The sequence below is a fragment of the Streptomyces sp. NPDC040410 genome (genome assembly GCF_055595715.1).
The window spans coordinates 98,705-119,689 of record NZ_JBVIVK010000020.1 but is presented as its reverse complement, the minus strand read 5'-3'; the positions used below and the strand labels follow the sequence as shown (position 1 = coordinate 119,689).

Below are 20,985 nucleotides of genomic sequence, written 5' to 3'. Positions count from 1 at the left end.
GGGGTATCCGGAAACAAGGCGACCCCAGGAACCACTTAGTTAGCAAGTGTCGGACCACTCCCCCCCGCCTCCCCCCCCACCACCACCCCCCCCCCCCCCCCCTCCCCCCCCCCCTCGGCGCTGTGTGCTTCCTTCCATGTGACGCGCTCCCCCCGCGCGTTCATACGTTGCGCGGCGGGCGGTCGAACGGGTCGGTGGTCGCGCCCTGCCGGGACACGCACAGGGCCCAGATGATGAACCCCGACATGGCGATCATCACGATCGACCAGACCGGGTAGTACGGCAGGTCGAGGAAGTTGGCGATGATGATGAGTCCGGCGATGCCCACGCCGACGACACGCGCCCACGTCGCGTCCTGGAAGAGTCCAAGACTGACGATCACGGCGATGGCGCCAAGAACGACGTGGATCCAGCCCCAGCCGGTGAGGTCGAACTCGAAGACGTAGTTGCGGGTCGCGATGAAGACGTCGTCCTCGGCGATGCCCATGATGCCCCGGAAGATGTCGAGCAGGCCTGCGATCATGAGCATGACGGCTGCGAAAACCGTCAGGCCCTGGGCCCACTCCCGCTTTGCCGTGTGTGCGCGCGGTGTGTGTGTCGCGGTCATCCTGTTGCCTCGTTTCAGTCTCGTGCGGTGGCTTCAGCGACCGGAGGTGGAGGTGGCGGCGCCCGGGTGTTCCGACGGGCCGTGGCCGCTCAGTACCAGTTCCTTCGCCCTGCGGAACTCCTCGTCCGAGATGTCGCCGCGGGCCCGGATCTCGGACAGTTTGGCGAGCTCGTCGACGCTGCTGCCTCCCCGCGCGGTCTCGCGGACGTAGGAGTCCAACGCCTCTTGCTGCGCACGCGCCTGTGCCACCTCGCGGCGGCCCATGTTCTTGCCGCGGGCGATCACGTAGACCAGCACGCCCAGGAACGGCAGGACGATGACGAACACCAGCCAGCCGGCCTTCGCCCAGCCGCTCAGGACGTCGTCACGGAAGATGTCGACGACGATCCGGAAGAGCAGGACGAACCACATGATCCACAGGAAGAACCACAGCATGGACCAGAAGACGCTCAGCAGCGGGAAGTCGTATGCGAGGTACTGCCCACTCATCTCACTCCTCCGTTCCGGGCGTTCGCCCGGCAGGCGTTCCGTGACGTTCTCAGCGTGCGCACGGCAAGAGCCCGGCAGCATCACCCGAGGCGGGTGAGACTTGGGACGGCTCTCCCGGGCGGCGGCGAAGACCCGGCGCACCTCGTCGACGGTGGAAGGCCTGGCGGACAGGCGCACTGCCTGCCGGTGCACGGGCCCGGCGGCGGCCGACGGGGTCTCAGTCGGTCCCGGCAGGCCCCCGCGGCGCCGTGGTGCGTGCCCGGCCGAGCGCGGCTCGCCATGCGAGGGCGACCGCCACCTCGACCAGGCCGAGCAGGACGAGCCACAGACCGAGCAGCCGGGTCAGCGCCCGGGCCGACTCGGCCGGCAGGGCCAGCACGACGATCCCCGCGAGGATGCCGATCACCGCGGCGCCGAGGACGGCGCCGCGGTGGGGCAGGTCCTTGGCGGCGAGGGCCGTGAAGAGGGTGAGGATGCCGGACACCAGCCAGACGATCCCGACGACCAGCGAGAGCGCGGCGACCGTCTGCAGCGGGTTCCTGAGGCACAGCACTCCGGCGAGGACGTACAGCACCGCTAGGAGCAGGCCGAGCAGCCGTTCACCGGACTCGTCCCGGCCGAAGGCCGCGACGAAACGGAACGCCCCGGTCACCAGCAGGTACAGACCGATGAGGACCGCCAGGACGTGCAGGGTCTCGTCCGGCCAGACCAGGACCAGGATGCCCGGCACGAGCGTGGCGACCGCCGAGCCGAGCATCCACGTCCACGAGCGTGCGAGTCTCCCCAGCAGTTCCGCGGGGTCGTCGGGTGCCCCGGAAGCCGTCCCGTAGGGCAGGTGTTCCGGTCCGCTGCCCGATGCCGGACCACGCGACACGGTCATGGCTCCTCCTCGCGCGATCGAGACAGGTGCTCACTGGGGTCCCACCGGCCCAGCCTCCCGCCCGCGCTCGGCGCACCGGATCACCCCCGGCGGGTGAGCCGCGCGCACCGCCGAAGCGATGAGCTGGGTGCGGACACATGCGTCGGCGTGCGACGGAAGGGAGGGCCCTCGTCACCGCGTACCACCAGCTGCCCCCGGACGGGGAGGGCACCGGCAGCTGGGCCCTGCTCGCGTGCGCACCGGCGGGACGCCCTCGACCTCACCGGTGGCCTTCAGCCGACCAGCGGGGGGCTGCTCCCAGGACATCGGGCAGGAGGTTCGTGCCATGACCACCCCGAGCGCGTTCACGGCGTCCCTGTCACCGGCCGAGAGGGCGGCGTACGGCAGGAACGCGCGCACGCGCGCGCCACGTTCGTCCCACGGCGCGTTCGACGCGGCGAGCGAACGGCCTGACCCCATAGAAGTGATAGAGCGTCAATCAGTCACGAGAATCCCTGAGTTGGTGCCGATCCGCTACGGCCGCATGCTCGAATCCCCGTTCCGCTTCTACCGCGGTGCCGCAGCCATCATGGCAGCGGACCTCGGACCTGTCCCCCACACCGGCCTGACAGTGCAGTTGTGCGGGGACGCTCACCTGCTCAACTTCCGGCTGCTCGCCTCGCCCGAGCGTCATCTGGTCTTCGACATCAACGACTTCGACGAGACCCTGGCCGGGCCGTTCGAATGGGACGTCAAGCGACTGGCCGCCAGCTTCGCGATCGCGGGCAGGGCCAACGGCTTCTCGGTCAAGGAGCAGAGCGGCGCGGTGCAGACCTGTGTGCAGGCATACCGGCAGCGGATGCGGGAGTTCGCCGGCATGCGCACCCTGGACATCTGGTACGCCCAGGACGACGTCGACCGCATGCGCGAGCTGCTGGCCTCGTCGATGGACAAGGACACCAGGCGCCGTGCCGCCGAGGCGACGGCGCGGGCCCGTACCCGCACCTACCTCCAGGCCTTCGAGAAACTCACGCGGGTCACGCCCGGGGGCCGGCGGATCACACCCGACCCGCCGCTGATCACCCCACTTCAGGATCTGCTGCCCGAACCCTCCGACGACAGCCAGGAGAAGGAGCTCCGGGCCGTCCTGGAGGGATACGCGCGGACCCTGTCGTCCGAGCGCCGGCATCTGCTGCGCCACTACCGCCTGGTCGACATCGCCCGGAAGGTGGTGGGCGTCGGCAGTGTCGGAACGCGCTGCTGGATCCTGCTCCTGCTGGGCAGGGACGACGCCGACCCCCTGCTGCTGCAGGCGAAGGAGGCCCAGCTGTCGGTTCTCGCCGCACACACGGACGGCGACACCTACGACAACCAGGGCCGCCGTGTGGTGACGGGACAACGGCTGATCCAGACCACCAGTGACATCTTCCTGGGCTGGACCCGTGTGGTGGGCATCGACGGGCAGGGCCGGGACTTCTACGTACGCCAGTTGCGGGACTGGAAGGGCATAGCGCGGCCGGACACCATGGACCCCGGCCGGCTCCGTCTGTTCGCGCAGCTGTGCGGAGGCAGTCTGGCGCGGGCCCACGCCCGCTCGGGCGACCCCGTCGCCATCGCCGCCTACCTGGGCGGGAGCGACCGCTTCGATCGCGCGCTCATCGGGTTCGCCCAGGACTACGCCGACCAGAACGAGCGGGACTTCGAGGAGTTGGCCGCCGCCGCCCGCTCCGGCAGGGTCCGGGCGGAGAGCCTCTGAGAGCGGCGCGTCTTGCGAGATCAGCCCGTCTCGGGGAGCTGGCGCATCTCCAGGACCCGCAGTCCCAGCGACTGGAAGCGGGCCAGCAGCCCATACAGGTGTGCCTCGTCGACGACGGAGCCGAACAGGACTGTCTGACCGGCCATCAGCACATGCTCCAGCTCCGGGAAGGCCTTGGTCAGCGTGTCCGACATGTGTCCGTCGACGCGGATCTCGTAGCGCATGAACTGCTCTCCCCCGGGTGTCCAGGGACAGGCGGTGGGCCCTGTCCCTGCGATCGTCCGTCCCGCCGCTCCGCCCGGCCTCACCCGGCAGAGGTGAAACGACGCCTCGTGCGCGCTCCACCTGCCTCAATGCGTCACGAAGAACTTGAAGGCGATGATCAGCAGCCCGAGTGCCACGTTCACCGAGGCGGTCAGACCCACCAGGCGCCACGAGGCGCCCGCGCGTCGTGCCGCGGCGGCCGACCAGCCCACCTGGCCCGCCACGGCGACCGCGAGCGCCAGCCAGAGGGTGCCCGGCACGTCGAGACCCAGGAGGGGGCTTACGGCCACGGCGGCGGCCGGCGGGAGGGCGGCCTTGACGATCGGCCACTCCTCGCGGCACACCTGGAGCACGATCCGGCGGTCCAGCGCCCGCTGCGCCATCCGTGCCCCGAACAGCTGGGCGTGCACATGCGCGATCCAGAACACCAGGCCGGTGACCAGCAGCAGCAGCACCAGATCCACGCGACTGAACGACTCCAGGGTGCCGGCGCCGACGACCACCGAGGCGGCGAGCATGGATCCGTAGACGCCCCCGGTGTAGTCGGCATGGGCGCGTCGCTCGGCGGTGGGCGCCCGGTCCGTCGCATGCGCGGTCCTGATCATCGCGGCCTCTCTCGAAGTCAGCGGGACGAGCCGATCGCGCCGGCCGGGGTGCCGGTGTCCGGTTGCTCAGGCGGGCCGGCCCGCCGGGTCGGCAGATTCGGCGTGACCAGGAAGCCGGCCAGCGTGATCCCGCCGGCGGCGAAGATCGCCGCCTTCAGGCCGTCCAGCTGCGCCTCCGCGTACGAGTCCGCGAGGGCGTCGACCTCGGACGGCGGCAGCCCGGCACGTTCGGCCGCCGAGCGCACCTGATCGGTGGGCACGAAGGTGATCCCGGCCTCGAGGGCGACTCCGACCTGCTGGCGGGTCTCCTCCGACAGCCGCGGGTTCTCCTCCACCTGCGTGGTGAAGGCGTGGGCCAGGGCGCCGATGAGCAGCGAACCGATGAGCGCGGTTCCCAGTGCGGAGCCGAGGTTCTGGGCCGTGAACTGCAGTCCGCCGACCTCGCTGCGTTCCTCCTCGCCCACGCTGGACTGGACGACGTTGCCCAGTTGCGAGGCGAGCAGGCCCATGCCAACGCCAAGCAGGGCCATGGCTCCGGCGAACTGCGCGTCGTCGATGGCCGGGTCGATGGTGGCCAGCAGCCACACGATGGCGGCGGTCAGGGTCAGCAGGGCCAGTCTGACCACCCGGCGCGGCCCGGCCAGCCGGCCCAGCCGGGCGGCTCCCATGGAGGCCACGAGCATGGTGACGGACACCGGAAGCAGCCGCAGACCCGTCTCAAAGGCGTCGAACCCCTGAACCACCTGCAGGTACAGCGGGATGGTGAAGAACAGTCCCAGCAGGATGAGGTTCTGGGTCAGCAGGCACTGCAGGCCGGATCGCAGCGCGGGTACCCGCAGCAGGGGCAGATGGACCAACGGCTCGGCGCCGCGGGCGTCCCGCCGCTTCTCCCAGTGTACGAAGGCGGCCAGCACGGCCATTCCCGCCGCTATGACGAACAGCGTCGGCGCGAAGCCCAGGACGGTGAACGGCGGGTTGCGGGGCTGCACCCATCCCCAGGAGCTGGACTGCAGCACACCGAGCACGGCCAGGCCCAGCCCGGCCGCCGAGAGTGCGGCGCCGACCCCGTCCAGCCGGGGGCGCGGACCGGTCCGGGGGGATTCCGTGATCACCTTGCGGAAGCACAGGACGGCGATGACCACGACGACCTCGCCGGCGAACACCAGCCGCCAGGTGAGGTAGGTCGTCACCCAGCCGCCCAGCAGCGGACCGACCGCGATGCCTGCCCCGGCGAGGCCGCCGATGACGCCGTAGGCGACGGCCCGGTCCCGCCCGCGGTAGGACTCCGCGACGAGGGCCGCCATGGCCGGCAGCACCATCGCGGCACCGAGTCCTTCGATGACCGACCATCCCAGAGTGAGGACCCACAGGGTGGGGGCCGCGGCCGTCAGGGCCGACCCCGTGGCGTAGACGACGAGACCGAGGAGAAAGAGACGCCGTCGCCCGAAGAGGTCTCCGAACCTGCCACCGATGATCATGAATGCGGCCATGACCAGCGCGTACAGCGTGATGACGGCCTGGATGGCGGTGACCTCGGTGTCGAAGTCCTCGACCAGTTGGCTGATGGAGACGTTCATGACGGACGTGTCCAGGACCATCAGGAACTGGGCCGTGCCCAGGACGATCAGAGCCCGCCAGTGCTTCACGTCGTCCACCTCGCCCTGTCGGCCCGGGACGCCGGGGGAGCCGGCCGGGCAGCGGCCCGGAGCAGGTGTCCGCCCGCCACCCCCATCGCAGCCGAAGAGCCCACCCGGTGCCTCACCCCCCACGGGCGAGCCGCAGGCGTGGTCACAGCAACCGCAGTTCGCGTGCGCGGCGCACCGCGTCGTTGCGCCGGTTGACAGCCAGCTTCCGGTAGACGCTCTTGAGGTGGGTCTTGACGGTGTTCACCGACACGTACAGGTCGGCGGCGATCTCCTCCGTCGACATCATCTGGGCCAGCCGTTGCAGCACGTCGCGCTCGCGTCCGCTCAGGTCCTCCACGATGGGCGACGGCTGGTCCGCGGGTCGAGGTGCCCCGCCGTGCGGCGGCGGAGCGGGGGTGAGCCAGCCGGCCGCCAGCGCCCGCATCTGCGCCGTGCCCAGGAACGGCCGGATCCACGGTCCCGCTTCGAGGAAGGGACGGCGCAGCCGCTCCCGCCGCGCCTCCCGGAGGGCTTGCGTGACCAGCCTGCGCGAGGTGGCGGCGTCTCCGGCCCGGTCCGCGGCCTGCGCTCTCACCAGCGTGGCCCGGATGGTCACGGCGGGGCCGGCGCGGCCATCGGCGTGCACTCTGTCGAGGAGTTCCATCGCCGCACCGGGCTTGCCCGCGGCGAGTTGGGCCCGCGCGGCTTCCACAGCACACGCCACCTGCTCGTCGGGCACTGCCTCCAGCAGCCTGGCGGCCGTCTCCGGCCGGCCTTCGGCCAGATGTGCGGCCGAGGCGACCAGCGCCGTGTGCCCCTGCGCCCACGGTGAGGCCACGTCGGTGGCGACGTCCGGATCCGCCGCTTCGAGCGCACCCCGTGTGTCACCGCGGGCCAGCAGCAGACGCGCGGTGACGATGGCGCGGCCCGCCTCCGTCACCGGGTCCCGCATCGCGGGGCGCTCGTCGGCCGCCGCGTCGAGCAGGGCCTGGGCCTGGTCCAGTTCGTTGCGGTCGACGGCCACGGCGGCCAGGACCAGCCGCCCCATGCCGGAGCAGGACGGCTGGGACAGGCTGAACCGCTCCCTCTCGGTCATCGCCGCCCGGGCCTTGCGCTCGGCCCTGTCCAGCCAGCCGTTCAGGTAGTCGATCAGGGCCAGGCGGCCCAGGGAGTCCTCGCGCGGCAGCGCCGTCGAAGCTCCGCCGGAGCAGCCGGCCACCGCGGACAAGGCGGTCCGTGCGTCGTCGAAGCGCCCGGCCCACAGCCGCGTGGAGCCGAGATGGGCCAGCAGAAGGGCGGTGAGCTCGGGGTGCTTGTCCAGGAGGTGGGCAGGGACCCTCTCCCGCAGTCTCTCGGCCTCCGCCGCCGCCTTCTCCGCCCGTCCCGGCGCACCGGACAGCCGGGCTGCCAGGGCTTCCAGCAGGGCACAGCTGAGCCGGGCCGCCGCCGGGTCGGGTGCGTCGCCCGCCGAGCGCTCTTCGACCTCCATCTGCGCCAGGCCCTGCTCCGCGTGACGCAGGTGGGTCAGGCCGCGTTCGAGCTCGCACCGGGACAGCTCACGGGCCGCGCGGACGAGGTCCGTGGCAGGGCTCGTGGCCTCGGGCCCCATACGGGCGAACAGCTCGGCGAGGTCGTCGGAGCGAAGGCCGGTGAAGAGCTGGCCGATGGCGAGGTCGTCGACGAGGGCAGCGGCGGTGAACTCCCAGTCGCCCGCGGCGGCACCGTGGCCGAGCGTCTCCGCGAGGGATCCGGACCGCCGCAGCCATGCGGCGGCCCGCCGGTGGAGTTCGGGCTCCAGGCCGGGAGAACGCACCCGCAGATGGGCCCGGAGGATCTCCCCGAACAGCGGGTGGAGGCGGTACCAGCCGTGCCCGAGGTCCTCGACGAACGCGTTCTCGCGGTGCAGCCCGGCCAGGATGGGCTCGGCATCGCAGCGCTCGGTCAGCGCGTTCGCCAGCTCCGGACAGAAGCGGTCCACGACGCTGACCCGCAGCAGGAGGTCCTGCGTCTCGGGGGTCTGCCGTTTGAGGACCTCCGCGAGCAGGAAGTCGGCGACAGTCGTGCGGTCGGCCTCGAATTCCTTCAGATACGTCGCCGGGTCCGGGCTCTCCTGCGCTGCCAGGGCACACAGCCGCAGCCCTGCGGCCCATCCCCGGGTGCGCTCGACGAGCGTGCGCGCGGCGTGCACCGGAAGGCGCAGCCCGTGCAGTTCCAGCAGGACGGCCGCCTCCTCGGGAGTGAAGGCCAGCTCGGCGTCCCTGATCTCCGTCATCTCGCCCACCGCCCGATAGCGGTGCAGCGGCAGCAGCGGTTCGGTGCGGGTGACGAGAACCAGGTGCATGCCCGGTCCCGCGTGGTGCAGGACGAACTCCAGCTGCTCCGCGATCTCCGGGTCGGTGACACGGTCGAACTCGTCGAGCACCACGATCACGGGCCGGTCCCGAATGCCCAGATCGGTGGCGAGCCGCGTCAGCAGCGTCTGGTCCACGCGGCCGACGTCCGCGGGGCCGCCGACATCGGTGGACAGCGGAACGCCTGAGGCACGCAGGGCCTGGAGCAGATATGCCCAGAACATCCCGTGGCCCTGGACTCCGGCATCGGTGGTGAGCCAGGCGACGGGCGGCTCCCGCCGTGCGGCCCAGTCGGCGACCAGCAGGGTCTTGCCCGCGCCGGCAGCTCCGTTGACCATGGTCAACGGTGTCAGAAGGGCTTGGTCGAGATGCTTGACCAGGCGGCTGCGCCGCAGGAACGTCGCGGGGCGCGTCGGTACGGCGAACCGTGTGCGCAGAAAGGGATCCCCCTGGGGATCAGCCTCCGGCCCTGTCGATTGGGGACCGTTCTCGTCGAGCCCAGCCATGGCGCTCACCGCCACACGTCGTCAGGTCATGGGCGCTCCTTCCCCAGCATCCCAGCGTTCTCGCGTGTGCGCGCTGCGAGAGGGCTGCCGTGACCAGCGCGAGGTGCGGTCGCGGTGCCCCCGGAGCACGCTTGAAGCAGGACCGGATACAGGGCAGCCGTGCGCCGGAGCACAACGCAGGACGGAGCTCGGAGGTGGTCCGTGTGGCGGACAGCGATCCTGGCCGGGGGGGCGTGGACGAGACAGCCGCCTCGATGCTGGAGGCGCTGTTCACCCAGTCACCGATCGGGCTCCACCTGCTGGACACGCGTCTGCGGGTGGTCCGGGTCAACACCAGCGCCCCCGGAATGCGGGGCGTGCGGTTGGAGGACCTGCGAGGCCGCCCGGCCCGCGACGTCTACGGCGTCGTCGAGAACGCCGACGCCGAGGCACTTCTGCGCAAGGTGCTGGACACCGGAGTACCCCTGCTGCAGCGCATCGTCCGGGTGCGGGCCAAGGGGGACCCGCCGCAGGAGCGGCACTTCGAGATCAGCGCGCTGCGCCTGGTGAGCCCGCGCCGGTCGGTGCTCGGAGTGGCGGTCACCTCCGTGGACGTCACCGAACGGGAACGCGGCCGCACCCGCACCAGGGTGCTCGACGCCGTACGCCGGCATGTGGGACGCACGCTGGATCCCGTCGTGACCGGCGAGGAACTCGTCGAGGCCGTGGTCCCCGCGTTCGCCGACGTCGCGATCGTCGAGGTGGTTGATGCCGTCCTACGCGGCGACGACCCGCCGCTGGCCCCGCTGCCCACGGGCACGCCCCTGATGCGCACCGCGTTCCGCAGCGCCCGTACGGAGACGACGCAGGCCCATCCGGTCGGCGACGTCCGCCGGCTGCCGGCTCCGACCCCCTATACCCAGGCCCTGACCGACCTGCGTCCCCGGGTGGTCCCGCTGCATCCTGCCGCTCCCTGGCTGTCCGTCGATCTCCCGCGCGCGGAGGCGATCCGCTCGTCTCAGGCCCATTCCCTCCTCGTGGTTCCCCTGGCGCTGCGCGACGCGGCTCTCGGCATCGTGAGTCTCTACCGCGTCGAGGACACGGCTCCCTTCGACGAAGAAGACCGGGAGCTCTCGGTCGAACTGGCCGCGCACACGGCACTGTGCATCGACAACGCACGGCGCTACACACGGGAGCACACCGTCGCCGCCACGGTGCAGCGCCAACTGCTCCCCCGCCGCCCGGAGACACACGCGTCGCTGGAGACCGCGTACCTCTCCGTCACGGGTGCCGATCCCGGCGCCTGGTACGACACCATCGCCCTGTCCGGAGCCCGCACCGCCCTCGTCGTCGGCAGGGTGCCGGGACGCGGTCTGAACGCGGCCGCGACCATGGGGCAACTGCGTACCGCCGTACGCTCCCTGTCGGCGTTCGACCTCGCACCCGACGAGCTCCTCGCCCGGCTGCACGACACGGCGGGCCATCTCGCCGCCGAACGGGCGCATCTCCCCCTCGGCGATCCGCTGCGCCGCGAAGCGCTCGCCGCAGACTGCGTGTACGCGGTGCACGACCCGCTGACCGGCGTCTGCGCGATCGCGGCGGCCGGCCATCTGGCCCCGCTCGTCGTGCGCCCCGACCGAACGGTCACCGTCCCCGGCACACCGGCCGGACCGCGGCTGGGCACGACGGAGGGCGCCCCGTTCGCGGCCGTCGACGTGGAGGTGCCCGACGGCAGCGTCCTGGTGTTCACCAGTGACCCGCTCCTCACCTCATACCTCGCAGACGAATCCTCGGGGCTGCTGCCGTCGGCTCGGGAGATCCGCGACCGCCCGCTCCAGGACCTGTGCGACGCCCTCGTCTACGCACTCCCGGCAGATCTGGGCGCCGGTGATGCCGCGGTGATCGTCGCGCGCACCCGGTCCTTTCCCGCCGACCGGCTCGCCGTGTGGCCGCTCGACTCCGACCCCGCGGCCGTGGCGGTCGCCCGGCGCCGCACCCGCGGTCAGCTCGCCGCGTGGGGCGTGGACGACGAGACCGCCTCCAACACCGAGCTCATCGTCAGCGAACTCGTCACCAACGCCGTGCGCTACGGAAGCCCACCGCTCGAACTCCGCCTGATCCATGACCGCAACCTGACCTGCGAGGTGCGGGACGCGGCCTCTGCCGCACCGCACCTGCGTCACGCGGGCACGGTCGACGAAGGCGGCCGAGGCCTGTTCATCACCGCGCAGCTGGCGCAGGCGTGGGGCACCCGGTACACGGCTCCGGGCAAGACGATCTGGACCGAGCAGCCGCTGCCGGACGACTCCCGGATCCCCCGCTCACTCTGAGGTCAGTCCCCGAACACGCCGCCGGACGACGGTTGCCGGGATGACTTCGAACACCCGGATCGACGCGGTCGGCACCGGCCCCGTGCTCATGGGCGGTACGAGGTCGGCCCGCGCTCCGGAGAACTCACTGCGTGGGCAGGGTGGCCGGCAGGCCGAGCGCGGCGGAGACGTGGCGCCAGATGGACGTGAGCGCCGTGTCCGGGGTGACCGTCGGATCGCGCAGCATGAGGCGGATGCCGTAGCCGTCGCTGAGGGACAGGACGAGGGTGCTGAGGTCGTCCACGTCGGTCGGCGTGAACTCGCCGGACGCCACGCCGCGCCGTACCGCGCCGGCCACCCGGGCGTGCAGCTGCGTGTACAGGTCCACGGCGAAGGCCCGGGCGGTCTCGTCGCGCAGCGCCCGGACCCACAGTTCCTGCCACAGCCGCCAGTCCTGGTGCAGTTGGGGATCGGTCGGCAGGAGGCTGCGCAGGATGCGGGCCAGACTGACTGCCGCCGTCGCCGTCCCCGCGTCGCGTTCCACGTCGACGGCGGTGCTGGCGAAGGAGTAGGTCATCGCCTCGGTGAACAGCTTCTCGCGCGTGTCGAAGTGATAGTGCAGCAGCGCTGTCGACACGCCTGCCCGCTCGGCGACCATGCGCATCCGGATCTTCTCGAAGCCGATGTCGGCGATGACCTCGCACGCCGCGGTCAGGATGCGCTCGCGCGTGTCGGCCGTGCGCACCTTGGTGGACACCCTGCGGCTCCCCTCGTTCGATGGTCGTACGCCATGACCATTTTCCCTCAACTCCGCCTCCCTGGTGTCACCCATCCGCACCGCGGGCGGCTGTCTGCGCTTCAGAGCCTGGCGCCGAAGGCCTGCGTCCACCACGGGCCGCCCGGACCGTCGTCGACACCCACGCCGATGTCCTTGAACGAGCAGTTGAGGATGTTGGCTCGGTGGCCGGGGCTGTTCATCCAGGAGTCCATAACCGCCTCCGGTGTCTGCTGGCCCCGGGCGATGTTCTCCCCGTAGGTGGACCAGCGGTAGCCCGCGGCGGTGATGCGCTGCCCGGGGTCGGCGCCGTCCGGGTTGGTGTGGTCGAAGAAGTCGCGGGCGGCCATGTCGTCGGAGTGGCCCTGCGCGGCCTTGTCCAGTTGTGCGTCCTCGGTGAGCGGACCGCAGCCGGCGGCCGCCCGCTCCTTGTTCACCAGCGCGACCACCTGCGCAACGGTGCCCGCCGGTGCCGACTGCGCCTGCGGGGTACTGGCCGAACTCCGAGTCGGCCGGGGGGACTGCCTCGGAGCCGGCACGCTCTTCCTGGCAGGACGCGGGCTCTTGGATGCGCTCGCCTTCTTCGGTTTCGACGCTGACGGCGACGGAGAGGTGGAGGCCGAGGGCGAGGTCTCCACGGCACCGGATTCCGACAGGTCGACGACGGGTGCGCCGGCGGTCCGCGCGGCGGTCGCCCCTTCGGTCCCAGTCCCGGAGTCCGTGCCCAGGTACCAGAGGCCGCCACCCGCTACGCAGGCCGCCACAACCGCACCGCCGACGGCCCGGCGCCGGATGCGCCGGCGTCGACGGGCCTCGCCGCGGGTGGTCGCCCGGCCGCCCGCGGCACGGTGTCCGGCTCCCGGGCCCGGTCCTGCATGGCCACCGGCCGCGCCGAGCGGGGACGCCGAGCCGGCCGCGGCCATGCCGCCGGAGGCGGAAAGCACTCCCTCCAGCAGCGCGGGTGCCGCGGCGACCAGCGCCAGACCGGCCAGCAGCCCCTCTGCGGGCATCAATCCGCTCCACAGGCCGGAGCAGAGTGTGCAGCCGCGGGCGTGCCGGGCTATTCGCTTGCGCCACAGCGCCGAGGGCCGACCGTCCCAGGAGGCCGACACGTCACGCAGTTCCTCGCACCGCGGCCGCGCGTCGAGCGCCCGCACCACCACGCGGGCCGCCTCCAGCTGCGCCTTCATGCGTTGCACCCGGACCGCCGTGTGCTGAGGCGACAGCTCCAGGGCCGCGGCGACCTCGGTCCGGGTCAGCTCGCCGGCGCACTCCAGCCACCACAGCGACAACAGGCCTCGGTCATCCGGCTCCAGCCAGCGCGTCGCGCGTGCGGTCTCCTGGCGCTGACCGGACAGCTGCAGCTGCACCATGGTCAGGTCCACGAAGTCGGCACCGGGATCCGCGAGGTCCTCGGCCTCCTCCACGGCGCCCGGCGCGAACTGCCGGTTCTGCCAGTGCGCCCGGACCTGATTCATCGCGATCGCCACGAGCCAGGAGCGGAAGCTCTCGGGAGTACGCAGACCGCCCAGGGCGTCAAGGGCGCGGAGCATGGTGTCCTGCACCACGTCGTCGACATCGACCGAGCCGTTCAGAGCCCGCCCCACGATGTTGTAGACCAGCGGGAGGTACGCACTGACCAGGGCGTCCTGAGCCTGCGGGTCGCCCCCTCGGGCAGCTGTCACCAGTGCCGCCGACCCCGTCGTGCGCTCTGTACTCATCAAAAACTTCCCTGTCCTCGACGCCGAACGACTGCTGTCCGATACATGGGAGATCGCTTGATGAGCCTCGGATAACAGTTCTTCGGACACTCGCTCGACGAGAGACTTCACTGCACCGGCCCGGCGACGCAAGGGAGGACGTCACATCAAGGTCATCGAGCCGGGCTTCGGAGAGCAGGCGTGAGGATCACACGCCGCTCCCCCAACGCCCGCCAGTCCGGGGCGCCTTGCCGGCCGGATGGGCACGGTCGGGGATCCTCGTCCGGCCTCACGCATGGAGGGGCACCGGCCTCGCAGACATATGGCCTGCACGCACACACCGCGCTTGAACTATGTAGTCCCGCCACATGTGCCCCTGACCTGCACGTTCCTACGGTGTGGCAACACGTACCCGTCCCCACCGAACCCCGGAAGTGGTGCACATGCCCTCCGCAGCAACCGCTCCCCCGCCGCCCGCGAACCTCCGCCGCATCGTCGCCGCCAGCCTCATCGGCACCACCATCGAGTGGTACGACTTCTTCCTCTACGGCTCCGCCGCCGCCCTTGTCTTCAACAAGCTGTTCTTTCCGGGCTCCGACCCGCTGGTCGGCACACTTCTGTCGTTCCTGACGTACGCCGTCGGCTTCGCCGCCCGTCCGCTGGGCGCCCTGGTCTTCGGGCACTACGGCGACCGGCTCGGACGCAAGAAGCTGCTCGTCCTGAGCCTGCTGCTGATGGGCGGCGCGACGTTCGCGATCGGGTTGCTGCCGACGCACGCCACGGTCGGGACCGCCGCGCCCGTGCTGCTGACCACGCTGCGCCTGGTCCAGGGCTTCGCGCTCGGCGGCGAGTGGGGCGGGGCCGTGCTGCTGGTCTCCGAGCACGGCGACGCGCGGCGCCGCGGCTTCTGGGCCTCCTGGCCGCAGACCGGAGCGCCCGCGGGGCAACTCCTCGCGACCGGTGTGCTGTCCCTGCTGACCGCCGTGCTGTCGGACGCCGCCTTCACCTCCTGGGGCTGGCGGATCCCGTTCCTGCTCTCCGGGGTCCTGGTGATCGTCGGCTTGTGGATTCGTCTCTCTGTCGATGAATCGCCGGTCTTCAAGCAGGCGTTGGCTCGGGCGGAGGCCCGCAAGTCGGAGACGGCCGACGCCGAGAAACTGCCGATCGTCTCCGTGCTGCGGCACCACTGGCGCGATGTGCTGGTGGCGATGGGCGCCCGCATGGCGGAGAACATCAGCTACTACGTCATCACCGCGTTCATCCTCGTCTACGCCACCACGTCGGCCGGTGTCTCCAAGCAGACCGCGCTCAACGCGGTGCTGATCGCCTCGGCCGTGCACTTCGCCGTCATCCCGGCCTGGGGCGCGCTGTCGGACCGGATCGGCCGCCGGCCGGTGTACCTGCTGGGCGCGGTGGGTGTCGGTCTGTGGATGTTCCCGTTCTTCCGGCTGGTCGACACCGGCGGCTTCGGCAACCTGATCCTGGCCGTGACCGTCGGCCTGGTGCTGCACGGCGCGATGTACGCGCCCCAGGCCGCCTTCTTCTCCGAGATGTTCGCGACCCGGATGCGCTACTCCGGTGCCTCCATCGGCGCCCAGTTCGCCTCGGTCGCGGCAGGCGCGCCCGCCCCGCTGATCGCCACCGCGCTGCTGGCCGACTACGACAGCTCCACCCCCATAGCGCTGTACGTCATCGCCGCCGCCGTCCTGACGGTCATCGCCGTCGGAGCGGCCAAGGAGACCCGCCACCGGGACCTGGCCGACATCGAGCCCGCCGCCGACGGGGAGCCCGCGACCGCCCGGGCCGCGGACGCCCGCACCGCCTGATCCCTCCGGCCTGTCCCCCGGAACCGGGCCCCCGTACGCCTGTGCGTGCGGGGGTCAGTGCTGGGCCGGGCCCGACAAGCGGTGCAGGCGCAGAGCGAGTTGGATCTCCAGGGCTCGGGCGGGGCTCTGCCAGTCGTCGCCGAGGAGGCGGCCGACCCGCTCCAGGCGCTGCGCGACCGTGTTGACGTGGACGTGCAGGTCGTCCTTGGTGCGGGCGGGGCTCATCCCGCAGGCGAAGTACGCGTCCAGGGTGCGCACCAGGTCGGTGCCGCGCCGTGCGTCGTAGTCGACGACCTGGCCGATGGTTCGGTCGACGAAGCCCGTGATGTCCCGGTCCCCGGCCAGCAGGAGGCCCAGGAAGCCGAAGTCCTCGGCGGCCGCTCCGTCCCCGGGGCGGCCGAGGAGCCGCAGGGCGTCGAGGCAGCGCCGGCTTTCTTCGTAGGCGGCGGCCACGGCGTCCGGGCGCACGGCGAGTTCCTCGACGGAGGCTGAGGCGCCGACCGTGACCGCCTCGTGCACGGCGGTGCCGAGGTGTCGTGCGGTGCGGCGGGCCAGCTCCGTCGCGGTGTCGCCGGCTTCCAGGGGCAGCAGCAGGACGGTGCCGCCGTCGCGCGCGGCGGCCAGCCCGTGCCGGGTGGCGGCGAGGTGCGAGGCGGCGGACCACAGGCGCCTGCGGGCGGCCGCCTCCTGGTCGGCGTCGGCGGCGGGACCGTCGAGACGGGCGGCGAGCACCACATGGGCGGCGTCGAGATCGGCGCGCAGCCGGGACGCGCGTTCCCGCAGCAGACGCGGGTCGCGGTCACGGGCGTCCAGCAGGTCGTCCAGCAGTTCGCCGCGCACACGCTGCTCGGCCTCGGCGGCGGACCGTCGGGCGAGCAGCAGCAGCGAGGTGACCATCGCGGCGCGCTCCAGGGTCCGCTGGTCGACGGGGTCGAGTCCCGGATGACCGCGCAGCACGAGGGCGCCGAGCAGCTCGCCGCCCGCGGCCACCGCGGCGATCCAGTTGTCCTCGTGCCGTACCGCGTGTCCTTCGGAGCGTGACGTCACCAGGGCCTGCGCCGGGGCGACGGCTGCTTCGGTGAACTCGACGGTGCCGTCGAGGACTTCGGAGACCGCGGCGGCCACGTCGTGCACCCCGCCGCCGCGCAGGACGAGTTCGGCGAGCCGGTCGTGGACGTCGGAGGCGCGCTCGATGACCCCGCTGCGGTCCCGGATGATCTCGTTGGCCCGCTCCAGGCCGGCCAGGGCCGAGCGGGTCTCGGTGAGCAGGTTCGCGGTGTCGATGGCGGCCGCCGCGAGCGCGGCGAACGAGCCGAGCAGGGCGATCTGCTCGCGTTCGAAGACCCGGGCACGCCGGTCCGCCGCGAACAGGACCCCGATGACGTGTTGCCCCAGCATCAGGGGCACGCCGAGGATGGCGACCAGGCCCTCGTCCCGTACGGCCGAGTCGATCGCGAGGGTGTGCTGGAAGCGGTCGTCCTTGAAGTAGTCGTCGGTGACGTAGGGACGGGCCGACTGGGCGACTAGGCCGCCGAGGCCCTCCCCCATCCCGAGCCGCAGCTGCTGGAAGCGGGCGGCGACCGAACCCTCGGTCACCCGCATGTAGGTGTCGCCGCGCGCCGGGTCGTTCAGGCTGAGGTACGCGACGGCCGTGCCGAGCAGCGAGCGGGCCCGCTGCACGATCGCCTGCAGCACCGCGTCCAGGTCGCGCAGCCCGGCCAGGTCGTGGGCGGTCTCGAAGAGCGCGGACAGTTCGGCCTCGCGCCGGCGCCGTCCCTCCAGTTCGGAGCGGACGCGCAGGGCGAGCAGCTTGGTCTGTTCCAGCGCGGCGATCCGCTCGGCGGACCGGCCCTCGGCGCGGGCGACCAGCACCGGCTGCTCGTAGGCGTCCGCGGACGCCCCACGGGCGAGCAGTTCGAGATAGGGCGCCTCGGCGCTGCCGGAGGTCGGTCCGGCACCGGGGAGCGCTCGGGCCGGGGCCTCGGCGCCGTCGGCCGGGGCGGTGGCGCGGGCGGCGAAGCGCTCGGCGGACTGCACGTGATCGCTGGACATGCTCACAGGATTCCCCATGACCCGCCCGGCCCGTCAGCCCTGTGGACAACTCCGCGGGCCACCGCGGCACGTCGGCACGGCGCGGCCGCCCGGCGGGTCGCCTTCGGCAGGCGGTGTCCGGGGTCAAGCGCGAAGGTGTGGACGCAGGCTTCGCCGATGCTCACGTGGTGGCCCACCGAGACGAACACCGGTCTGACCGTCTCGCGGATGCGCGGGGCAGCGGCGCGCTCAGTGCGCGGTCCAGCCGCCGTCGAGGACGAGCGATGTGCCGGTCACGAAGGAGGCCTGCGGGCTGCACAGATACGCGACGGCCTCGGCGACCTCCTCAGGTTCGATGAGCCGTTTGACCGCGCTGTCCTGCAGGAGCACCTCGGACAGGACCCGCTCCTCGGGGATGCCGTGCGCCCGGGCCTGGTCGGCGACCTGCTGCTCGACCAGTGGGGTGCGCACATAGGCCGGGTTCACACAGTTCGAGGTGACACCGTGGGAGGCGCCTTCGAGGGCGGCCGTCTTCGACAGGCCCTCCAGGCCGTGTTTGGCGGCCACATAGGCCGACTTGTAGGCCGATGCGCGCACTCCGTGGACGGAGGACACGTTCACGATGCGGCCCCACCCCTGCCCGTACATGTGGGGCAGGGCACCGCGTATGAGCCGGAACGGTGCCTCCAGCATCACGGTGAGCACGGTGTGGAAGACCTCGGGCGGGAACTGCTCGATGGGGCGTACCAGTTGCAGTCCGGCGTTGTTGACGAGGACGTCGGTGCCCGCAGCGGCGAGTTCGGCGGCGTCCAGGTCCGTGAGGTCGAGGACGTGCGGTTCGACGGTGCCGGCGAGGCCCCGGCTCTGCTCGGCGAGCTCCGTCAGTCCCGCGGCCTCCCGGTCGACCGCTCTCACCTTGGCCCCGGCGGCCGCGAGCCGCAGCGCGCAGGCGCGGCCGATGCCGCCGGCGGCGCCGGTGACCAGGGCGGTGCGGCCGCCGAGGTCGAGCGAGGGGGGGCGGGGGGCCGGATGGGCGCTGCTCGGGGTCATGTCTCGACCCTAGGCAGCACCTCCGCCCGGCCACATATGGTCACAGCCCATACTTCAGCTGAAACTCGTAGGGTCGAACCATGTCGGTGAGTCGGACATCGCCTGCTTGATCCGCAGAAGCGCGAACTCGTTCAGGTCCGGCAGCGCGTCCACCGCGAACCAGCCCACGTCCAGAGACTCGTCGTCGTTGACCCGTGCCTCGCCGCCGACGGCCCGGCAGCGGAAGGAGATGTCCATGTACTGGCAGATGTCACCGTTGTCGTACGTCACGGGGTGCAGCGCCTGGACGACGATCATCCGCTCGACGACGGCCCGCACCCCCGTCTCCTCGTGGATCTCCCGCACGGCGCAGGCCGCCGGCTGCTCCCCCGGCTCCGGAATGCCGCCGATCAGCGACCACTTGCGGTTGTCCGAGCGGCGGTTGAGCAGCACGCGGCCCTCGTCGTCGAAGACGACGGCGCTCACGCCGGGCAGCCACAGCAGGTCGTGACCGATGGAGGCGCGCAGCGTGCGGATGAAGTCAGGAGTAGCCATGGCCCCCGACCCTAACGGGCCGGTTCCGTCGCTCCGGCACGTTCAAAGGGGTGCGCGACCGGCGTATGTCTACACGTCACCGGTGCGCCGCCCGCGCACTCCGGCACCGATCGCCCAGCCGAGCCCGCCTGCCGCAACCAGCACCAGGGCGATCTCCGGCAGGATCCCGAGCCGCGTGGCCGGTGTCCGGGAGGACCGCAGCGGCACCTTCCGGACCAGCGAGTCGGCCACGAACATGCCGGTCCTCTGCGTGATCTTCCCGTCCGGCATGATGATCGCGCTGACGCCGCTGGTCACCGGCACCGTGACGGTGCGGCTGTGCTCGACGGCGCGGACACGGGACATGGCGAGCTGCTGGTAGGTCATCTCGCTCCGGTCGAAGGTCGCGTTGTTGCTCGGCACGGAGATCATCTGCGCGCCGTCGGTGACCTCGGAGCGTACGGCCCAGTCGAAGGCGGCCTCATAGCAGGTGACGAGGCCGACCTCGGCGCCGTCCATGTCGAACACGCCCGGCTCGCGGCCCCGGCTGAAGTCCTGGCGGACCATCGAGGTCCAGTTCTTGTTGATCGCCCCGAGCAGGGAGCGCAGCGGGAGGTACTCACCGAACGGCTGGATCTGCCGCTTGTCGTATGTGTCCGTGGGCCCCTTGACCGGGTCCCACAGGATCTGCTCGTTGAAGAGCTTGCCGTCCTTCTCGACGACGCCGCCGACCGAGACGGGCGCGCCGATCGCCTTGGCGGCCCGGTCGATGACCGCGTACGCGTCGGCATTGGCGAACGGGTCGATGTCGGAGGAGTTCTCCGGCCACAGCACGATGTCGGGGCGGGCGGCCTTGCCCGCCTTGACCTCGGCGGCCAGTCGTTCCGTCTCGCGCGCGTGGTGGTCGAGCACGGCCCGCCGCTGGGCGTTGAAATCCAGACCGGCGCGGGGCACGTTGCCCTGGACGACCGCGACGGTCACGGTGCCGTCCTCGGCGTTGTCACTGACCAGCGGACGCGCGGCCACGGCACCCGCCACCGGTACGGCCACACTCAGCAGGGCCACGGCGGCGGCCGACCGCCGTACGGCACGGGTACGGCGCCCCTCCACGGCCAGACGGACGATCTCGTACAGGCCGAAGCCGCACAGGACGACCGCGAAGCCGAGCACCGGGGTGCCGCCCACGGCGGCGAGCGGCAGGAAGACGCCGTCGGCCTGGCCGAAGGCGATCTTGCCCCAGGGGAAGCCGTTGAAGGGCGCACGTGCGCGTGCCGCCTCGCCGGCGATCCACACCGCGGCCGCCCACACCGGCCAGCCGGGCAGCTTCGACACCGTGGCGATGCCCGCACCCACCAGCGCGACGAAGACCGCCTCCACCGCGACCAGCGCGAGCCAGGGGCCGGAACCGACCTCCACGCCGGTCCACACCAGCAGCGGCAGCAGGAAGCCCAGCCCGAAGAGGTAGCCGAGACCGAGACCCGCCTTCCAGCCGCGGCCGCGCAGCACCCACCCGAAGACGGCGAAGGCCGGCAGGGCCAGCCACCACAGGGTGCGCGGCGGGAAACTGACGTAGAGCAGCACTCCGGAGAGCGCCGCGACGGCGGCCGGGACGAGGCGCACGAGCCGCGCCCTGCGCGATGCGGGCACGTTCTGCGGCTCCAGCTGGTCCGATTCGCCCACGGTGGTTGCGGTGACGGTCACTCCGGGAGTGTACGGCGGGTGACCTCGGCGCCGAAGCGC

The 20,985-nt window shown here is 71.9% G+C and carries 16 protein-coding genes and 1 pseudogene; 3 read left to right on the top strand and 14 right to left on the bottom strand.

The features are described from left to right. Positions 1 to 160: 160 nt before the first annotated feature. The 3 genes from ACZ562_RS31170 to ACZ562_RS31160 all read right to left on the bottom strand — a co-directional run bounded on the left by ACZ562_RS31170 (position 161) and on the right by ACZ562_RS31160 (position 1,976). Positions 161 to 607, bottom strand: a complete 447-nt coding sequence (locus ACZ562_RS31170; RefSeq protein WP_471185937.1) for a DUF7144 family membrane protein — start codon at positions 605 to 607, stop codon at positions 161 to 163. A 33-nt stretch (positions 608 to 640) separates the two neighbouring features. Then, a complete protein-coding gene (locus tag ACZ562_RS31165) occupies positions 641 to 1,096 on the bottom strand; it encodes an SHOCT domain-containing protein (RefSeq protein ID WP_471185934.1) in 456 nt (151 codons plus the stop codon). Between the two features lie 217 nt (positions 1,097 to 1,313). Continuing rightward, complete coding sequence (locus ACZ562_RS31160; RefSeq protein ID WP_471185931.1) at positions 1,314 to 1,976, bottom strand: HdeD family acid-resistance protein; 663 nt, start codon at positions 1,974 to 1,976, stop codon at positions 1,314 to 1,316. Positions 1,977 to 2,301: 325 nt separating this feature from the next. Here ACZ562_RS31160 and ACZ562_RS31155 point away from each other — a divergent pair, with 325 nt between their 5' ends. After that, the gene (locus ACZ562_RS31155; protein ID WP_471185928.1) at positions 2,302 to 3,711 is read left to right on the top strand and encodes a DUF2252 domain-containing protein; all 1,410 of its coding nucleotides are present in this window, start codon (positions 2,302 to 2,304) and stop codon (positions 3,709 to 3,711) included. Between the two features lie 20 nt (positions 3,712 to 3,731). Here ACZ562_RS31155 and ACZ562_RS31150 read toward each other — a convergent pair whose 3' ends face one another. The 4 genes from ACZ562_RS31150 to ACZ562_RS31135 all read right to left on the bottom strand — a co-directional run bounded on the left by ACZ562_RS31150 (position 3,732) and on the right by ACZ562_RS31135 (position 9,062). Next, entirely contained in the window at positions 3,732 to 3,935 is a 204-nt protein-coding gene (locus tag ACZ562_RS31150) for a hypothetical protein (RefSeq protein WP_471185925.1), read from the bottom strand. Between the two features lie 126 nt (positions 3,936 to 4,061). Beyond that, positions 4,062 to 4,580: a hypothetical protein gene (locus tag ACZ562_RS31145; RefSeq protein WP_471185922.1), complete on the bottom strand. Its 519-nt coding sequence runs from the start codon at positions 4,578 to 4,580 to the stop codon at positions 4,062 to 4,064. A gap of 17 nt (positions 4,581 to 4,597) precedes the next feature. Continuing rightward, positions 4,598 to 6,226, bottom strand: a complete 1,629-nt coding sequence (locus ACZ562_RS31140) for an MFS transporter (protein ID WP_471185921.1) — start codon at positions 6,224 to 6,226, stop codon at positions 4,598 to 4,600. Positions 6,227 to 6,368: 142 nt separating this feature from the next. After that, the gene (locus ACZ562_RS31135; protein ID WP_471185918.1) at positions 6,369 to 9,062 is read right to left on the bottom strand and encodes a winged helix-turn-helix domain-containing protein; all 2,694 of its coding nucleotides are present in this window, start codon (positions 9,060 to 9,062) and stop codon (positions 6,369 to 6,371) included. Positions 9,063 to 9,295: 233 nt separating this feature from the next. On the opposite strand from ACZ562_RS31135, the gene ACZ562_RS31130 reads away from it, so the two are divergent. Continuing rightward, a complete protein-coding gene (locus ACZ562_RS31130; RefSeq protein WP_471185916.1) occupies positions 9,296 to 11,371 on the top strand; it encodes a SpoIIE family protein phosphatase in 2,076 nt (691 codons plus the stop codon). A gap of 124 nt (positions 11,372 to 11,495) precedes the next feature. Here ACZ562_RS31130 and ACZ562_RS31125 read toward each other — a convergent pair whose 3' ends face one another. Together ACZ562_RS31125 and ACZ562_RS31120 are read right to left on the bottom strand one after the other, a co-directional pair. Further along, on the bottom strand, positions 11,496 to 12,107 hold the full coding sequence (locus tag ACZ562_RS31125; protein ID WP_471185913.1) for a TetR/AcrR family transcriptional regulator: 612 nt from the start codon (positions 12,105 to 12,107) through the stop codon (positions 11,496 to 11,498). Between the two features lie 101 nt (positions 12,108 to 12,208). After that, complete coding sequence (locus ACZ562_RS31120) at positions 12,209 to 13,846, bottom strand: sigma-70 family RNA polymerase sigma factor (RefSeq protein WP_471185910.1); 1,638 nt, start codon at positions 13,844 to 13,846, stop codon at positions 12,209 to 12,211. A gap of 422 nt (positions 13,847 to 14,268) precedes the next feature. Here ACZ562_RS31120 and ACZ562_RS31115 point away from each other — a divergent pair, with 422 nt between their 5' ends. Further along, positions 14,269 to 15,651: an MFS transporter gene (locus ACZ562_RS31115; RefSeq protein ID WP_471185907.1), complete on the top strand. Its 1,383-nt coding sequence runs from the start codon at positions 14,269 to 14,271 to the stop codon at positions 15,649 to 15,651. A 54-nt stretch (positions 15,652 to 15,705) separates the two neighbouring features. On the opposite strand, the gene ACZ562_RS31110 is transcribed toward ACZ562_RS31115, so the two are convergent. The 5 genes and pseudogenes from ACZ562_RS31110 to lnt all read right to left on the bottom strand — a co-directional run bounded on the left by ACZ562_RS31110 (position 15,706) and on the right by lnt (position 20,946). Beyond that, a complete protein-coding gene (locus ACZ562_RS31110; protein ID WP_471185904.1) occupies positions 15,706 to 17,703 on the bottom strand; it encodes a helix-turn-helix domain-containing protein in 1,998 nt (665 codons plus the stop codon). 2 nt (positions 17,704 to 17,705) lie between these two features. After that, a pseudogene (locus ACZ562_RS31105) lies at positions 17,706 to 17,918 on the bottom strand (endonuclease V); the annotation flags it as partial. Between the two features lie 13 nt (positions 17,919 to 17,931). Further along, positions 17,932 to 18,732 (bottom strand): 3-hydroxybutyrate dehydrogenase, encoded by an 801-nt coding sequence (locus ACZ562_RS31100; protein WP_471185901.1) that lies wholly within the window; start codon positions 18,730 to 18,732, stop codon positions 17,932 to 17,934. A gap of 54 nt (positions 18,733 to 18,786) precedes the next feature. Continuing rightward, entirely contained in the window at positions 18,787 to 19,266 is a 480-nt protein-coding gene (locus ACZ562_RS31095) for an NUDIX hydrolase (RefSeq protein ID WP_471185898.1), read from the bottom strand. A gap of 69 nt (positions 19,267 to 19,335) precedes the next feature. Further along, positions 19,336 to 20,946 (bottom strand): apolipoprotein N-acyltransferase, encoded by a 1,611-nt coding sequence (gene lnt, locus ACZ562_RS31090; protein WP_471185896.1) that lies wholly within the window; start codon positions 20,944 to 20,946, stop codon positions 19,336 to 19,338. Between the last annotated feature and the right edge of the window lie 39 nt (positions 20,947 to 20,985).

What these genes read in the sequence shown, in the direction of transcription:
- ACZ562_RS31100 (WP_471185901.1), bottom strand. Translation starts at nt 18,732, where the DNA reads ATGACCCCGAGCAGCGCCCATCCGGCCCCCCGCCCCCCCTCGCTCGAC.
- ACZ562_RS31160 (WP_471185931.1), bottom strand. Translation starts at nt 1,976, where the DNA reads ATGACCGTGTCGCGTGGTCCGGCATCGGGCAGCGGACCGGAACACCTG.
- ACZ562_RS31165 (WP_471185934.1), bottom strand. Translation starts at nt 1,096, where the DNA reads ATGAGTGGGCAGTACCTCGCATACGACTTCCCGCTGCTGAGCGTCTTC.
- ACZ562_RS31145 (WP_471185922.1), bottom strand. Translation starts at nt 4,580, where the DNA reads ATGATCAGGACCGCGCATGCGACGGACCGGGCGCCCACCGCCGAGCGA.
- ACZ562_RS31135 (WP_471185918.1), bottom strand. Translation starts at nt 9,062, where the DNA reads ATGGCTGGGCTCGACGAGAACGGTCCCCAATCGACAGGGCCGGAGGCT.
- ACZ562_RS31115 (WP_471185907.1), top strand. Translation starts at nt 14,269, where the DNA reads ATGCCCTCCGCAGCAACCGCTCCCCCGCCGCCCGCGAACCTCCGCCGC.
- ACZ562_RS31110 (WP_471185904.1), bottom strand. Translation starts at nt 17,703, where the DNA reads ATGTCCAGCGATCACGTGCAGTCCGCCGAGCGCTTCGCCGCCCGCGCC.
- ACZ562_RS31170 (WP_471185937.1), bottom strand. Translation starts at nt 607, where the DNA reads ATGACCGCGACACACACACCGCGCGCACACACGGCAAAGCGGGAGTGG.
- ACZ562_RS31150 (WP_471185925.1), bottom strand. Translation starts at nt 3,935, where the DNA reads ATGCGCTACGAGATCCGCGTCGACGGACACATGTCGGACACGCTGACC.
- ACZ562_RS31155 (WP_471185928.1), top strand. Translation starts at nt 2,302, where the DNA reads ATGACCACCCCGAGCGCGTTCACGGCGTCCCTGTCACCGGCCGAGAGG.
- ACZ562_RS31120 (WP_471185910.1), bottom strand. Translation starts at nt 13,846, where the DNA reads ATGAGTACAGAGCGCACGACGGGGTCGGCGGCACTGGTGACAGCTGCC.
- ACZ562_RS31095 (WP_471185898.1), bottom strand. Translation starts at nt 19,266, where the DNA reads ATGGCTACTCCTGACTTCATCCGCACGCTGCGCGCCTCCATCGGTCAC.